A 14,025-nucleotide genomic window follows, 5' to 3' on the forward strand; every position below is an offset into this window, starting at 1 on the left:
GGTCATTCACTCATAACGCGCACGTCGCGGCATTCGTTTCCCTCAGAGTTTTGCCTACAGCGAAATATGTCGCCGGGGTGACGGCCTCAGCCGGTGAAGGGGGGCACGAACTCGCACGGGACCGGGGCCTGACGGGCCGGATCCAGGGCGTTGAGGACGTGACCGGCCGCGCGGGGGCTGCCGGCGATGGCCATGTGTTCGGAGTAGTCCTGGGCGCAGCCGTCCTGGACGACCACCGACGTGGCGTTCGGACCCGGCACGAGACCGGAGGTGTGCGGCACGACCAGCTCGTCGAGCGCGGAGACGATATTGGTGTAGGTGACCTGCGGGCTGTACACCCCGTCGGCGTTGAGGGCGACCATGAACTCGTCGCCGGTGAGCATCTGCCCGCAGGCCTGGCACAGCGAGGTGGCGACCGCGTCGAAGGCGGGACCGGCGCCCAGCGCGCGGCTGTAGGCCGCGATATCGCCCGCGCCGAGCGCGTTGGTGCCGAGCCAGGGTGGGGCGATGCCGACCAGCTTGTCGACCTTGGCGGCGCCGCCGAGACGCTTGATGTAGTAGTTGCCGACGATGTTGCCCTGCGAGTGGGCGACGAAGTCGACCCGCGCGGCGCCGGTGCGCGCGAGCACCCCGTCGACGAAGGCCGACACCTCGGCGGCGCTCTGCTCGATCGGACGCATCCCGCCGATCGCCGAGACCGGCCAGGGCAGCCCGTAGGCGCCGAAGGTGAACGAGTAGACGCAGTAGCCCTCGTTGGCCAGCAGCGGGGCGTACACGCCCCAATTCGTCTGTCCCCCACCGCCGGTGCCGTGCAGCAGCACCACCGGATTCGGATGCTCGGCCGAGAGGACGCACCCCGGATCGTTCGCGCCGGGTAGCGATCCACCGGGCGTGGTGAGTTCCGGGGCGATCCCGGCGAAGAAGTTGTAGTCGACCGGGTACTCGGCGGCGGCGGTGCCCGCGTTCCCCCAGGCCAGCAGTGCGGCAGCGGCCAGTACCAGCAACGATCTCGAACTACGTCGCATGAAACGACTCCTCACTAGAACGTGTTCCGATCATCATGGAACACGTTCTAGTGATCGCGTGGCCCTATTGGCAGATCGCCATCAACGCTGGAACGGCGCGGGCGCGTAGCCACCGGCCATCGGCGCGACCATCGCCTGCGCGACCGGCTGCCCGGCGGCCGGCGAACTCGTCTTCCCCTGCTGCACGCCCGCCGCGAACAGCGCGCCGCACAGCACCAGGAACGCCGCCGTGTGCAGCACCGCGCGCACGATGTTCCAGCGGACCCAGGCCGCCTCGAAATCGGCACGCACGACCGCGGTGTCGGCGATCGCCGACGGGTCGCCCGCCGCGGCGAGCGCGTCGTTGAGCGGCACGTTCAGCGCCGAGGTGACGGCGAAGGCGATCACGTTGAGCGCCAGGGCGACCCCGAGCCAGATCAGCGTGCTCCGGTGCTCCTTGCCGAGCGTCAGGGCCGCGGCCAGCGCCGTGAACCCGACCGTGCCGAGGAAGCCGAGCATGAACCACGGGTTGATGATCACGACGTTGATCTTCTGCATGACGTCGATCAGCGTGCGATCGCCGGTCCGCGCCAGGGCCGGCATCACCGAGATCGCGTAGGCGTAGAACACGCCCGCGATCAGGCCGGTGCTGAGCAGCGCCAGAACCATGGCGGCCATCCGAAGTGCGAACATGTGCTGTCTCCTGACTCGTGTTCCGGAGCTCGATCCGTGTGCTCCGGTGTTACGAGTAAGTCAACAGTGTCACGCGGCTCGCCGACATGGTTCAGACGCTCACGCACCTGCGCGAGCGTCGCGACCTCACAGATCGTGGTCGGAGATCATCCCGCTCTGCATGGCCAGCGCCGCCAGCCGGGTGCGTTTCTGGTTCTGCGGCAGGTTCTCCACCCCGAATTTCGCGAACAGCGCGCGCAGATGGGTCTTGATCGCGTCGATGGAAAGGAACAATTCCTCGGCGATCTGCTGATTGGAGGCGGGCGTGGCGAAGCCGGTGCCGTGCTTGTACGGGCGGCACAGCGCGATCAGCACCGCGCGCTGGGTCTCGGTCAGCGAGCGCATGGTCGGAATGGAGCCGGACGCGGTGTGCGTCGCGTCGTCGACGACCCCGCCGAAATCGAAGAAATGCACCAGCGTGGTGCCGACCCGGATCCGGTCGCCCGGACTCAGCCTGCGCCGGCCGATCAGGCGCTCACCGTTGACGAAGGTGCCGTTGCGGGACAGACCGTCGTCGACGATGGTCCAGTGCGCGCCCAGGTATTCGACGGCGGCGTGCAGCCGGGAGACCTCGGCGTCCCAGCCGAGGACGAGGTCGGCCTGCACATTGCGGCCGATGGTGAACCGCTGCTGCTCGGGCTCGAGCGCCAGCTCGTGCTGCCGCCCGGTGTCATCGGTATACCGTAGAAAAGAACTAGACATGTCCCGCCTCTCCGCGATTCAGGCCGGACTCGTGCGCGTCGACAGAAACGTCGGCGGGCGGCGGTGACAGCGTCGCCAGTTCGCCCGTACCCGGTGAGTTACCCATGTACTCGCCGAATCGGGTCGGACCGTCGACCCTCGCCGACCTGAAAAACCTTGCGCACGAACATCAGTCTATCTCTCCAGGAGTCCCCGGGAGACCGCCGACGCATGTCCCGACCTGGGAGTACACCGCTGACAGCAGAGCGGTCCGGGATCGCCGCGTCAGCAACCCCGGACCGCCGTCGAAATTCAGGCCTTGCCGACTTCCTTGTTGTACGCCTCGGTGATGTCGGCCGAGATGCGGCCGCGAGCGGAGACCTTGTGGCCCTTGCGACGGGCCCATTCACGAATTGCGGCGCTCTGTTCGCGGTCCATGGAAACGCGGCTCTTCCCCTGCGGTGCCGGCGCCCCTGCCGCCTTCACCCGGCGACGGCCACTCACGCGACGGGCGTTGGCGACCCACTCGTCCAAGCCTTCGCGCAGCCGCGCCGCGTTAGCCTCGGACAGATCGATCTCGTACGACACGCCATCGATAGCGAACTCGATGGTCTCGTCCGCGATGGACTCACCGTCGACATCGTCGATCAGGCTAACGGTGACCTTCTTTGCCATGAGATGAACGTCCTCTCGAAATCGTCAAGCCTGCCTCCAGGCCGAATACCCGAGGCAAGAATACCTCTAATTACGAAAATTCCAACACGAGGTCTTCACCTCGCAAATCGACTGGTCAGCGACTACTCGGCCGGACAATCGGGAACAGGATCGTTTCCCGGATTCCCAAACCGGTCAGTGCCATCAACAACCGATCGATTCCCATACCGGTTCCGGTGGTCGGCGGCATGCCGTGTTCCATCGCGGCGAGGAAGTCTTCGTCGAGCACCATGGCCTCGTCATCGCCCGCGGCGGCCAGCCTGGCCTGATCGACGAACCGTTCCCGCTGGATCACCGGGTCGACCAGTTCCGAATAGCCCGTTGCCAACTCGAAGCCGCGAACATACAGGTCCCACTTCTCCGTCACGCCGCCCTTGCTGCGGTGCTGACGGGTCAGCGGGGAGGTCTCCACCGGGAAGTCGCGAACGAAAGTCGGCGCGTACAGCTTGTCGCCATACGCATGTTCCCACAGTTCTTCGACGAGTTTCCCGTGACCGTAGCCCTTGCCCGCGGGAATTTCCAGACCGACCCGATCGGCGAGCGCGAGCAATTCCTCGACAGTGGTTTCCGGAGTGACCTCCACCCCGATCGACTCCGACAGCGAGGGATACATCTCGACCGTCGTCCACTCGCCACCGAGATCATATTCCGTGCCGTCGGCCAGTGTCACCACGAGGGTGCCGAATGCCTCCTGCGCGACTTCCTGGATCAATTCCCGGGTCATCTTCGCGGAGTCGTCGTAGGTGCCGTAAGCCTCGTAGGTTTCCAGCATCGCGAACTCGGGCGAATGGGTCGAGTCGGCGCCTTCGTTGCGGAAGTTCCGGTTGATCTCGAAGACCTTCTCCAGGCCACCGACCACACAGCGCTTCAGGAACAGCTCCGGCGCGATACGCAGGAACAACTCCATGTCCAGCGCATTGGAATGGGTGACGAACGGGCGCGCGGCGGCGCCGCCGTGGATGGTCTGCAGCATCGGGGTCTCGACCTCGAGGAAGCCGCGGCGCTCCAGCGCGGTGCGCAGCGCGCGGACCACGTTCACGCGGGTACGGGCCATTTCCCTGGCCTCGGGGCGCACGATCAGGTCGACATAGCGCTGCCGGACGCGCGACTCCTCGTTCATCTCCTTGTGCGCCACCGGCAGCGGTCGCAACGACTTGGCCGCCATCGACCAGGAATCGGCCATCACGCTCAATTCACCGGTCCGCGAGGAGATGACCTCACCGTGCACGAACACGAAGTCACCGAGGTCCACATCGGACTTCCAGGCGGCCAGCGCGTCGGCGCCGACGCCGTTGAGGCTGATCATCGCCTGCAGCTTGGTGCCGTCGCCTTCCTGCAAGGTGGCGAAGCACAGCTTGCCGGTATTGCGGACGAAAATGACGCGCCCCGCGATGCCGACCTGCAGGCCGGTCTGGGTATCGGGCTCCAGATCCGGGTAGGCGGCCCGAATTTCGGCCAGCGTGTGGGTGCGCGGGACCACTACCGGATAGGCCTCGCCGCCCTGGGCGAGCAGCCGTTCCCGCTTGTCCCGGCGAATCCGCATCTGCTCGGGAACATCACTGTCCACGGCGGAACTGACGGCGCGGCCGGTATCGGCGGGGTTAGGGGTGCTCACATCCGATAACAGTAGCGTGCGCCGGAAATGCTATTGCGGCCTGCCCGTACCGAACTCCACGGTAACCGGACACCGCACCGGCCATTCCTCGGCCGAATGCAATCCACGTCACACCATCGAAACAAAACGCCGCCACCGCGGCCCCCGAATCCGCACGCGGACAACCCAACCCATCCGCCGCCGGGCCCGGAACGAGCAGTGGCCGGACCGCCGGTCGGGCGGTCCGGCCACCGGCCCGGCGTCGCTACAACGAGGCGAGCGCATTCACCTCACGGGCAAAGTGCGGCGCCCCCACCGCGACGGTCAGCAACCCCGCGGACTTCAGTGCCTGGTAGCCGCCGATGAGATCGGTGGCGCGGTGCAAACCGAGTTGCTGCAACGACGCCGCGGCCAAACTCGAGGTGTAGCCCTCCGAGCAGAAGATGATCCATTCCACGTCGTGGTCGACGGCCAGCGACAAACGCGCCGAGGAGGTCGGATCCAGTCGCCATTCCAGGACATTGCGTTCGATGACAAGCGCACCCGGCAGCGAACCCTCCCGAACCCGCTGCGCGGCCGGGCGGATGTCGACCAGAATCGCGCCCCTGGCCAAAGCCGCGGACAGGTCGTAGACGTAGAGCCTGCGTAGGTCGGCGCGGGCGTTCTCGAGCATCTGATCAATCGTCAAACGACTCATCACAGGTCACCTTCGGGCTGGTCGGTGAGGACGGTTTTGGTTCGCCGCAAGGTGCCGTGGCCGGTCACCTCGTAATAGGACATCGCCGACAACGGCGGGGAATAGGCGTGCACGCTCAGCGTCGGATCCAGCGGACCGACGGATTCGGCGGCTGCGGGCGCCCGAACCACGTCGTGGACCCAGCCGATCGGGAACGAGGCCTGATCGCCGGCGGCGAGCGTGCGCCTGCGTAGCTCCGAGCCATTCCAGCGGAATTCCGAGAGCGCGCCGCTGAGCACCGTGAGGGCGCCCAGCGAACCGGCGTGATCGTGCAATTCGGTGGATTTACCCGGCGTCCAGCTGATCAGCCAGACATCGACCTCGTCGTCGGCGATCAGCCGGGTGGCCCAGCGCTGTTCCGTCGGCCAGACCCCGTCGGCGGGCAGCAGGTGATCGTAGCGACCGGCGAGGACGTCTTCGGCGCCCTCATCGGTGAGTCGCAGCAGGTCAGCGGGCCGCAGCCGGGTCGGCAACGCCGAAGCCACCGCCCGGTCGAGCGGGGGTGTCGCGGAGTAGCCGTCGCGCGCGGAGGAAAGGGAAAGGACGGAAGAACGCATGAGCGAATCTCCAGGAGGTGTGAAACGGTCGAGGGGAAAACGTCAGCCTCGAACGGTCGAGGCAGGTCAGCCTCGACAACACTCCTGGGTGCTCACACGGAAGTACACGAGCGTGAGTTTAGCAGTCGACGCGCGCTACGGCGAAAATGACCTGCGCCACAGTCACTTCTTGTTGCGTTCGTAGACGTGGCGCAGACCGGTCAGCGTCAGATGCGGCTCGTGCTGATCGATGGTCTCCGATTCCGGCACGATCAACGGCGCGCCCGCGCCCGTCGCGACGACGGTGACATCGGTGCCGGAGAAGGCGTCGAACTCGTCGCGGATGCGATCGATCAGGCCGTCGACCAGGCCGGCGAAACCGAACACCGCCCCGGACTGCATGCACTCCATGCTGTTCTTGCCCAGCACCGAGCGCGGGCGGGTCAGCTCCACCCGGCGCAGCGCGCTGCGCTCGACCAGCGCCTCGGTGGAGATCTCCACGCCGGGCGCGATCACGCCGCCGAGGAACTCCCCCTTGGCCGAGACCAGGTCGACGCAGATCGCGGTGCCGAAGTCGACCACGATCGCGGGACCGCCGAAGCGGCGATAGGCCGCCAGGCAGTTGACGATGCGATCGGCGCCGACCTCCTTCGGGTTGTCCACCAGCAGCGGGATGCCGGTGCGCACGCCGGGCTCGACCAGCACATGCGGCACGTGCGCCCAGTAGCGCGCGAGCATGGTGCGCAGCTCGCGCAGCACCGGCGGCACGGTCGACAGCGCCGAGACGCCGACCACCTGGTCGAGCTCCTCACCGATCAGACCGCGCACCTGCATCGCGAACTCGTCGGCGGTGAGCAGTGGATTGGTGTGGATGCGCCAGTGCCGCGCCAAGGTCGCGTGCTCGCCGCTGCCGGAGAAGAGACCGAGTTCGATTCCGGTGTTGCGGACGTCGATCGTCAGCAGCATCGCTGTCCCCCCGCCGCGCTCAGGCGAACGACAGCGAGCGCGGGGAGGTCAGGCCGGAACCCTCGGGCGCGTGCGCCGGGTCCGAACCGAGCTCCACCGGGCGGTTGCGGTCGTCGACGAAGACCACCTTCGGGTCGTAGTCGCGCAGCTCCTGCTCGTCCAGCTGGCCGTAGGCGATCAGGATGACCAGGTCGCCGGGGTGCACGAGATGGGCGGCGGCGCCGTTGATCCCGATCACGCCCGAGCCGCGCTCACCGGCGATGACATAGGTCTCCAGGCGGGCGCCGTTGTCGATGTCGACGATGCAGACCTGCTCGCCCTCGAGCAGATCGGCGGCGTCGAGCAGATCCTGGTCGACGGTCACCGAACCCACGTAGTGCAGGTCGGCGTGGGTCACCGTGGCACGGTGGATCTTCGACTTCATCATGGTGCGCAACATCGTCGTCGCCTTTCTCAGTTCGCCTGCGCGGCAGGCAGGGAGTTCGCGTCGGGGTGCCCGTCGATCTGGGCGCCGAGAACAATCGGGGCATTGTCGATCAGCCGGGTGGCGCCGACCTTGGCGGCGACCAGCAGCCGGGCATTGCCCGCGGTGGGCGCGGGGCCCAGGTTGCTGTCGCGCAGTTCGAGGTAGTCCACGTCCAGACCGTCGACGGCGTCGAGCACCGCGCGCGCGGCCCGCACGACCGCCTCCGGGCCGAGGCCAGCGGCGTGTCTGCCCGCGGCCAGCGCGGCCGACAGGCCCAGCGCCGCCTCTCGCTGGGTGGCGTCGAGGTAGCGGTTGCGCGAGGACAGCGCGAGACCGTCGGGCTCGCGGACCGTCGGATAGGCGACGATCTTCACGTCCATGTTCAGGTCGCGGACCATCTGCCGGATCAGCGTGAGCTGCTGGTAGTCCTTCTCGCCGAAGTACGCCTCGGAGGCGTGGGCGATATTGAGCAGCTTCGCGACGACGGTGAGCATGCCCGCGAAATGCGTCGGCCTGCTGCCGCCCTCGAGCTCGGCGCCGATCGGGCCGGGCAGCACCGTGGTGCGCGGGCCCTCGGGGTACATGTCGGAGACCGACGGCGCGAACACCAGGTCGACGCCCTCGTGCCGGAGCAGTTCGAGGTCGGCGTCGAGGGTGCGCGGGTAGGCGTCGAGGTCCTCGTTCGCGCCGAACTGCAGCGGATTGACGAAGATCGAGACGATCACGACCTGGTTGGTCAGCTTGGCCTGACGGACCAGCTGCAGATGACCCTCGTGCAGCGCGCCCATCGTCGGCACGAAACCGATCGTGCGGCCCGCGCCCCGCAGCGCCTTGGTCACCGTGTCGACGACCTCGGGGCTGTGGTGCACGGTCAGCACGCCGGGCTGGTACGCGCCGGTCGCCCGCGCGCCGCCCTGGTGGTGGTGCACTTGTCTGGGTTCCATCAGTGGCCTTCCTTGGCGAGCAGGTCCAGCAGGGCCGGATTGGTCTGGGCGAGTTCGGCGGTGCGCAGCGACATCGCGCGATAGGCGGCGGCCAAGCGCTGGTCCACGGCAGCCAGGGCGGACAGGTGCGCGGCGACCGCGTCGACGTCGCCGCGCGCGACCGGGCCGGTCAGCGCGGCCCGGCCCCGGCGCAAAGCGTTGTCGAGCGCGGCGGAGACGAGCGGGGCGAGCAGACGTTCCGGCAGGCCGTTGGGCTGATCGTCGACCACCGGCTGACCGAGCAGGCCCGGCCCGTCCATGGCCGCGCGCAAGGCGGTGACCGCATCGACGATGACCGTGACCAGGTGGTTGGCGCCGTGCGCGAGGGCGGCGTGATACAGCGTGCGCTGCTCCTCGGCCACCTTGACTGGCTCGCCGCCCATCTCGATGACCAGCGCCTGGCCGATCGCGTAGCCGACCTCGTCGGCGGCGGTGACGCCGAAGCAGGCGTTGGCCAGGCGGTCGATGTCCTCGTCGTGGCCGGTGAAGGTCATCGCGGGGTGGATGGCCAGGCCGAGTGCGCCCTGCGCGGTGAGCGGCGCCAGCACGCCGACACCGTGCGCGCCCGCGGTGTGCACCACGATCGTGCCGGGGCGCACGACACCGGCACTCGCCAGGCCGCGGACCAGCCCGGCCAGCTCGGCGTCGGGGACCGCCAGCAGCAGCAGCTCACTGCGCTGGGCGATCTGCTCCACCGGCAGGATCTGCGAATCGGGCAGCCGCGTCCGCGCCCGGTGCACCGAGGCATCGGAGATCGCGGCGACACCGAACACCACGTGACCGGCTCGCTCGAGCGCGACACCGAGGGCCGAACCCACCCGTCCCGCCGAGACGATTCCCACCGTCAGTCGTGCGGGCGCAGGGTCGACACCCACGTTCGCGCCATCGGAATTGACACTTCTCGAGGTCAACACTGTCCTCTCGATTTGCGTTCCAGTCCCGCAGGGCGGGTACCGGACGTTACGGATCGAGAATAGCTTGCCCGCCTCTGCGCGACATCCGGCCGGACTCGTGCGGCGGGTTCCGCCGCGTCGGCGGCCGGCACCACAGCACGAGTCGACCTCGCCCGTCCCCGGCGAGTGACCCAGCTACGACGCGAAAACCCGTCGTCACGGGCTAGTCGTGTTCCAGACTATCCCGCGATCGACTACTCAGGATCGCGAGCTGGACTCCGATTGGAGGTTCGCCATGATATCCGCCACAGACAGGCGCGGGGCGCCTTCTTCCTCGGCGCGACGGCGCCGGCGGGAGCTGGTGCCGACGGTCGGGGTGGTGTCGGCGGGCTTGGGTGCGGCCGGCGTCTCGGCGGCGGCCGGGGGGATCTCGGCGCCGGGTTCGTCGGTGCTGTCCGGCGCCGAGTCGACGGCGGCGGGCTCGGGCGAGGCCGGGGCGGTGTCGGCCTGCGAGCCGGTGACACCGTTGGCCGGGGCGTTGTCGGCGGCGGCTGTCGCGGCGGTGGCGGCCTGCGAGCCGGTGACGCCGTTGGCCGGGGCGCTGTCGGTGATCGTCGCGCCGAAGTCGTCGACCTTGCGGGTGTTCGGGGCCGACAGGCGCGGCGGCGGGGTCTTGCCGTTCGACGGCGGCGGGGTCGGCGCGGCGGGCGCCGACGTGGGCTGCGTGGCCTCGGCCTGCTGGGCCTCGGCATAGTCGTCGAGCTGGACGGCGGAGGTCTCGGCGGTGACCGGGTCGTCGTAGGGGTCGGCGAAATTGGCCGAAACCGGCTGCATGAAGACGGGTTTCAGTGCGCTCGGCGGTTGCTGCCACGGACCGAACCAGGCGGCGTTGGCATCCACCGGGCTATCGGCGAAATCGTGGTCCGCGTCGTCGAACGCGTCGAAGCCACCGGCGGGCAGGGCATCGATGCGGACCGCGTCGGCTTGCAGGGCAGGCTGCTCGTCGGGCAGCGGGCCGTCGAAGAGGACCTGCAGGTTCTGGCGGAGCAGGGTGAGCTCGGCGCGCAGCGCCGCGATCTCCGAGGCGTCGGCGCCGACTTCGGCGCGCACCCGCGCCTCGACCCCCATCTCGTATTCGCGGCGGGCGTTGATCTCGCGTTCGAGCTGCAACTCGTACACTGTCTGGAGATCGCGCACCTTCGCCTTGTCGACCGCCGCGTCCTTGCGGTAGCGGGTCGCCGCGAGGGCGCCGATCACCGCCGCCCACAGGGCCGCTACCAGGCCTACTCGTACGTATTGGACGTTTTCGCTGAAGATCAGGAAAACGCTTGCCGTCAGGCCTAGGAGAATGAGGGCGCCGATGAAGAGCTTTCCCGCGTCGTCCCGCCGTCGACGGGGCGGAGTGCTACGGGAGGGTGAAACCATGTGGGCCAGGGTAGCCGGAAACTGCTGGTCGGCCCACCGAACCCGGCGGTGATTCCATCCGCAAGTTGCTAGGTAGTAGCGGGTTCGTCCGGCGGTTCCTCGGGGGCCCGGCAGCAATACTCCAGCCACAAAGCCGCAGCAACCAGGGCGGAACCGGCGAGCAGGCCGACGACCGCGCCCGGCGAATCCGCGGCGGCCGCCGTCAGGGTGCCGCGCTGTGGGAATACCCACAGTAGGAAGCCGAGCCACACCCCGGCGGCCAGTGAACCCACCTGCATCGAGGCCTTCGCCAGCGCCGCGGCACGGGCCACGTTGATCGGATGCAATTCGTTCGGGCCGTCGCCGATCTTCTCGTCGGCGATCTTGGCCTTGATGACGAAGCCCAGCGCCGCCTCGATCGCGGCGACCGGCAGCAGCGAGGCGCCCGCCGCGACCGAGATGGTCGGGAAGGTCGAATAGGCGAAGCGGGTGGCGATCCAGGCGATCGCCGCGGCGACCACCACGTTCAGCGCCAGATCGAGCACTCTGGTCGGCTTCAGCACGGGCGAGCGCTCTCGTCCCGCAACACCAGATCGGTTCGCACCACCCCGGCCCGCTCGGCCGGCGCGAGGCCGGCCAGCAGCTCGGCGATCGGCACGTCGATGCCGTCGACCCGCAGCCGCGCCGACGGCTCCACGTCGAGCCACGGGACCAGCACGAACGCCCGGTGGTGGGCCTGCGGATGGGGCAGGATCAGCGCGGGATCACCGGCGCGGACGATCCCGGCGCCGGTGTCGTCGGTGCAGGTGACCACGTCGACGTCGAGTGTGCGCGCGCCCCACCGGATCTCCCTGACCCGGCCCGACGCCTGCTCGAGGTCCTGGCCGAACCGCAGCCAGGCGTAGTCGTCGAAGCCCGGATCCTCGGCCACGACAACGGCATTGAGATAGTCGTCCTGTTCGACGCCGCCCCACGGCGCGGTCGTGTAGACCGGCGAGACCGCGAGCGCCCGCTCCCCCAGCGCGGCAACGACATCGCGCAGATGCCCGAGCCGGTCGCCCAGGTTCGAGCCGATCGACAGGACGGCGCGACTCATCGGCGCGGCCCCGGCTCGATCGTGCGGTAGCGCGTCGCCACCACCCGCACGTCGGCGAAGGTGTGCGGAATCGGCGCGGACGGCTTGTGCACCACGGCTTCCACCGCCTCGATGCGCGGGTCGGTCATCACATCGTCGGCGATCTCGGAGACCACGGTCTCGATCAGATCGCGCGGCGGACCGGCGACGATGTTGACCGCGCGCTCGGCCAGCGCGCCGTAGTCGACGGTGTCGGCCAGGTCGTCGGAGGCGGCGGCCGCGGCGAAATCGACCCACACCGTCAGGTCGACGACGAACTCCTGACCGTCGCGGCGTTCGAAGTCGAACACGCCGTGCCTGCCGAACACGCGCAGACCGCGCAGCTCGATCCGCGAGGTCGCGGGCCTACCCGCGGGCGGGGGCAGCAGCGGTGAGTTCATCGGGAGACTCCTCGGGCGGCAGTGGCTCGGCGCCACGCGTCGACGACGGCGATCGCGTCCAGCGAGGCACGCACATCGTGCACCCGCACACCCCACGCGCCCTGGCTGGCGGCGATCGCCGAGACCGCGGCGGTGGCCGTCTCCCTGCCGTCCGGCGGACGCGGGCCGGACGCGTCGGCCAGCAGCGCGCCGAGGAAACGTTTCCGGGAGGCGCCGATCAGGATCGGCAGCCCGCCCGCGACCAGCTCGGGCAGCGCGCCGAGCAGTTCCCAGTTGTGCTCGGCGTTCTTGGCGAAGCCGAGGCCGGGGTCCAGGATCAGCCGTTCGGGGGCGACCCCGGCGGCCACGGCCAGGTCGACCTGCGCGGCGAGCTCGGCGCGCACCTCGGCCACGACATCGTCGTAGTGGTCGGCGGGGCCCGTGTGACGGTAGTCGGCGCCCGCGCGCCAGTGCATGAGGATCCACGGCACCCCGGACTCGGCGACGACCTTCACCATGTTCGGGTCCGCGCGCCCGCCGGAGACGTCGTTGATCACCGCGACACCGGCGTCCAGCGCCGCCTCGGCGACCTCGGCGCGCATGGTGTCGACGCTGGTCGGCACGCCCGCGGCGACCAGACCGCGGATCACCGGGGCCACCCGGCCCGCCTCGGTGGCCGGATCGACCCGGTCGGCGCCGGGCCTGGTCGACTCACCGCCGACGTCGACGATGTCGGCACCGGCCGCGTACAGCGCGATACCGTGCGCGATCGCGAGGTCGGGATCGAGATAGCGGCCACCGTCGGAGAACGAATCCCCGGTCACGTTCACCACACCCATGACCACACACGAGCGGCCACCTCGCGGCGCGGTCACGAGGTGCTCGCTCATTTGCGCAGGATCAGGTCCAGCGCCTCGGAACGCGAGGCGGCGTTGGTCTGCAACAGGCCGCGCACCGCCGAGGTGGTGGTGCTCGCGCCCGGCTTGCGGATGCCGCGCATGGCCATGCACAGGTGCTCGGCCTCGATCACGACGATCGCGCCGCGCGGATCCAGCCTGCGCATCACCGCGTCGGCGATCTGGCTGGTCAGCCGCTCCTGCACCTGCGGGCGCTTGGCGTAGAGGTCCACGACGCGGGCCAGCTTGGACAGGCCGGTGACCCGGCCGTGGGTGCCCGGGATGTAGCCGACGTGCGCGACGCCGTGGAAGGACACCAGGTGGTGCTCGCAGGTGGAGAACATCGGGATGTCGCGGACCAGCACGAGCTCCTGGTGACCCTCGTCGAAGGTCGTCGCCAGTACCTCGTCGGGCTCGGTGTAGAGCCCGGCGAACATTTCCCGGTAGGCGCGCGCCACCCGGGCCGGGGTGTCGAGCAGACCGGGACGGTCCGGATCCTCGCCGACCGCGAGCAGCAGTTCCCTGACCGCGCGCTCGGCCCGGTCCTGATCGAACGGACGACCGGTGGCCAGCGCCGTCAGGTCCGTCGGGCTCGTCGAGCCGAGTTCGCCGTCGGCGATCGACCCGTTCCCTGTTGGCTCAGCGACCTTCTTGTTGGCCGACACTTCTCCGCACCTCCACATGTCGACGCCGGTGATGGTCCGGCATCCGACGGTCGAGCGTAGTTGGCCGCCGGTCAGCGGCGGCCGTTCGGCCCTTCCCAGTCGTTGTTCTCCGGCTCGGTGCCGGGCTGCTGCGGCGGCGCGACAGGCGGCTCACCCCACGGCTGGAAGCCACCGGCGTGCCGCGGCTGCTCCGGCGGGGCCCAGGCACCGCCCCGGCCCTGCGGAGCCTGCGGCTGCTGCTGCGGCTCGTCGCGCGGCGGC

At 69.2% G+C, this 14,025-nt stretch carries 17 protein-coding genes and 1 pseudogene; all 18 read right to left on the minus strand.

What is annotated here, in order from left to right; translation table 11 throughout:
* Positions 1 to 86: 86 nt before the first annotated feature.
* A complete protein-coding gene (locus ATM97_RS24965) occupies positions 87 to 1,025 on the minus strand; it encodes a triacylglycerol lipase (RefSeq protein WP_255588353.1) in 939 nt (312 codons plus the stop codon).
* Positions 1,026 to 1,106: 81 nt separating this feature from the next.
* The gene (locus tag ATM97_RS24970) at positions 1,107 to 1,697 is read right to left on the minus strand and encodes a DUF1772 domain-containing protein (RefSeq protein ID WP_218720627.1); all 591 of its coding nucleotides are present in this window, start codon (positions 1,695 to 1,697) and stop codon (positions 1,107 to 1,109) included.
* Between the two features lie 126 nt (positions 1,698 to 1,823).
* Positions 1,824 to 2,438, minus strand: a complete 615-nt coding sequence (locus ATM97_RS24975; protein WP_218720628.1) for an FHA domain-containing protein — start codon at positions 2,436 to 2,438, stop codon at positions 1,824 to 1,826.
* 291 nt (positions 2,439 to 2,729) lie between these two features.
* Positions 2,730 to 3,092 carry an Lsr2 family protein gene (locus tag ATM97_RS24980; RefSeq protein ID WP_019044650.1) on the minus strand — a complete coding sequence of 121 codons (363 nt, stop codon included), beginning with the start codon at positions 3,090 to 3,092 and terminating at the stop codon, positions 2,730 to 2,732.
* 115 nt (positions 3,093 to 3,207) lie between these two features.
* Positions 3,208 to 4,674, minus strand: a complete 1,467-nt coding sequence (gene lysS, locus ATM97_RS24985) for a lysine--tRNA ligase (RefSeq protein ID WP_218720643.1) — start codon at positions 4,672 to 4,674, stop codon at positions 3,208 to 3,210.
* A gap of 316 nt (positions 4,675 to 4,990) precedes the next feature.
* Positions 4,991 to 5,413 (minus strand): rhodanese-like domain-containing protein, encoded by a 423-nt coding sequence (locus ATM97_RS24990; protein ID WP_218720644.1) that lies wholly within the window; start codon positions 5,411 to 5,413, stop codon positions 4,991 to 4,993.
* Positions 5,414 to 5,421: 8 nt separating this feature from the next.
* Positions 5,422 to 6,018, minus strand: coding sequence for a cysteine dioxygenase family protein (locus tag ATM97_RS24995; RefSeq protein ID WP_255588354.1), 597 nt, complete (start codon positions 6,016 to 6,018; stop codon positions 5,422 to 5,424).
* 162 nt (positions 6,019 to 6,180) lie between these two features.
* Positions 6,181 to 6,963, minus strand: coding sequence for a type III pantothenate kinase (locus ATM97_RS25000; RefSeq protein WP_218720629.1), 783 nt, complete (start codon positions 6,961 to 6,963; stop codon positions 6,181 to 6,183).
* A gap of 19 nt (positions 6,964 to 6,982) precedes the next feature.
* Positions 6,983 to 7,402, minus strand: a complete 420-nt coding sequence (gene panD / locus ATM97_RS25005; protein WP_218720630.1) for an aspartate 1-decarboxylase — start codon at positions 7,400 to 7,402, stop codon at positions 6,983 to 6,985.
* A 14-nt stretch (positions 7,403 to 7,416) separates the two neighbouring features.
* Positions 7,417 to 8,373 carry a pantoate--beta-alanine ligase gene (panC, locus tag ATM97_RS25010; protein ID WP_218720631.1) on the minus strand — a complete coding sequence of 319 codons (957 nt, stop codon included), beginning with the start codon at positions 8,371 to 8,373 and terminating at the stop codon, positions 7,417 to 7,419.
* Positions 8,373 to 9,287: a Rossmann-like and DUF2520 domain-containing protein gene (locus tag ATM97_RS25015; protein ID WP_218720632.1), complete on the minus strand. Its 915-nt coding sequence runs from the start codon at positions 9,285 to 9,287 to the stop codon at positions 8,373 to 8,375. Before ATM97_RS25015 ends, panC begins: the two co-directional genes overlap by 1 nt.
* Before the next feature lie 276 nt (positions 9,288 to 9,563).
* Complete coding sequence (locus ATM97_RS25020) at positions 9,564 to 10,730, minus strand: DUF6779 domain-containing protein (protein WP_218720633.1); 1,167 nt, start codon at positions 10,728 to 10,730, stop codon at positions 9,564 to 9,566.
* 68 nt (positions 10,731 to 10,798) lie between these two features.
* Positions 10,799 to 11,272: a DUF3180 domain-containing protein gene (locus tag ATM97_RS25025; protein WP_218720634.1), complete on the minus strand. Its 474-nt coding sequence runs from the start codon at positions 11,270 to 11,272 to the stop codon at positions 10,799 to 10,801.
* On the minus strand, positions 11,266 to 11,805 hold the full coding sequence (folK, locus tag ATM97_RS25030; protein ID WP_218720635.1) for a 2-amino-4-hydroxy-6-hydroxymethyldihydropteridine diphosphokinase: 540 nt from the start codon (positions 11,803 to 11,805) through the stop codon (positions 11,266 to 11,268). Before folK ends, ATM97_RS25025 begins: the two co-directional genes overlap by 7 nt.
* Positions 11,802 to 12,224 carry a dihydroneopterin aldolase gene (gene folB / locus ATM97_RS25035; RefSeq protein ID WP_218720636.1) on the minus strand — a complete coding sequence of 141 codons (423 nt, stop codon included), beginning with the start codon at positions 12,222 to 12,224 and terminating at the stop codon, positions 11,802 to 11,804. The genes folK and folB overlap by 4 nt, the downstream gene beginning before the upstream one ends.
* A complete protein-coding gene (gene folP, locus ATM97_RS25040) occupies positions 12,221 to 13,093 on the minus strand; it encodes a dihydropteroate synthase (protein WP_218720637.1) in 873 nt (290 codons plus the stop codon). Before folP ends, folB begins: the two co-directional genes overlap by 4 nt.
* Positions 13,090 to 13,764 (minus strand): GTP cyclohydrolase I FolE, encoded by a 675-nt coding sequence (folE, locus tag ATM97_RS25045; RefSeq protein WP_316573368.1) that lies wholly within the window; start codon positions 13,762 to 13,764, stop codon positions 13,090 to 13,092. The genes folP and folE overlap by 4 nt, the downstream gene beginning before the upstream one ends.
* Positions 13,765 to 13,835: 71 nt before the next feature.
* Positions 13,836 to 14,025 (minus strand): annotated as a pseudogene (locus tag ATM97_RS25050) (hypothetical protein); the annotation flags it as partial.

The sequence above is a fragment of the Nocardia sp. MH4 genome, from assembly GCF_019266065.1.
Classification (GTDB): domain Bacteria; phylum Actinomycetota; class Actinomycetes; order Mycobacteriales; family Mycobacteriaceae; genus Nocardia; species Nocardia canadensis.

What these genes read in the sequence shown, in the direction of transcription:
- ATM97_RS24965 (WP_255588353.1), bottom strand. Translation starts at nt 1,025, where the DNA reads ATGCGACGTAGTTCGAGATCGTTGCTGGTACTGGCCGCTGCCGCACTG.
- ATM97_RS24970 (WP_218720627.1), bottom strand. Translation starts at nt 1,697, where the DNA reads ATGTTCGCACTTCGGATGGCCGCCATGGTTCTGGCGCTGCTCAGCACC.
- ATM97_RS24975 (WP_218720628.1), bottom strand. Translation starts at nt 2,438, where the DNA reads ATGTCTAGTTCTTTTCTACGGTATACCGATGACACCGGGCGGCAGCAC.
- ATM97_RS24980 (WP_019044650.1), bottom strand. Translation starts at nt 3,092, where the DNA reads ATGGCAAAGAAGGTCACCGTTAGCCTGATCGACGATGTCGACGGTGAG.
- lysS (WP_218720643.1), bottom strand. Translation starts at nt 4,674, where the DNA reads ATGCGGATTCGCCGGGACAAGCGGGAACGGCTGCTCGCCCAGGGCGGC.
- ATM97_RS24995 (WP_255588354.1), bottom strand. Translation starts at nt 6,018, where the DNA reads ATGCGTTCTTCCGTCCTTTCCCTTTCCTCCGCGCGCGACGGCTACTCC.
- ATM97_RS25000 (WP_218720629.1), bottom strand. Translation starts at nt 6,963, where the DNA reads ATGCTGCTGACGATCGACGTCCGCAACACCGGAATCGAACTCGGTCTC.
- panD (WP_218720630.1), bottom strand. Translation starts at nt 7,402, where the DNA reads ATGTTGCGCACCATGATGAAGTCGAAGATCCACCGTGCCACGGTGACC.
- panC (WP_218720631.1), bottom strand. Translation starts at nt 8,373, where the DNA reads ATGGAACCCAGACAAGTGCACCACCACCAGGGCGGCGCGCGGGCGACC.
- ATM97_RS25020 (WP_218720633.1), bottom strand. Translation starts at nt 10,730, where the DNA reads ATGGTTTCACCCTCCCGTAGCACTCCGCCCCGTCGACGGCGGGACGAC.
- folK (WP_218720635.1), bottom strand. Translation starts at nt 11,805, where the DNA reads ATGAGTCGCGCCGTCCTGTCGATCGGCTCGAACCTGGGCGACCGGCTC.
- folB (WP_218720636.1), bottom strand. Translation starts at nt 12,224, where the DNA reads ATGAACTCACCGCTGCTGCCCCCGCCCGCGGGTAGGCCCGCGACCTCG.
- folP (WP_218720637.1), bottom strand. Translation starts at nt 13,093, where the DNA reads ATGAGCGAGCACCTCGTGACCGCGCCGCGAGGTGGCCGCTCGTGTGTG.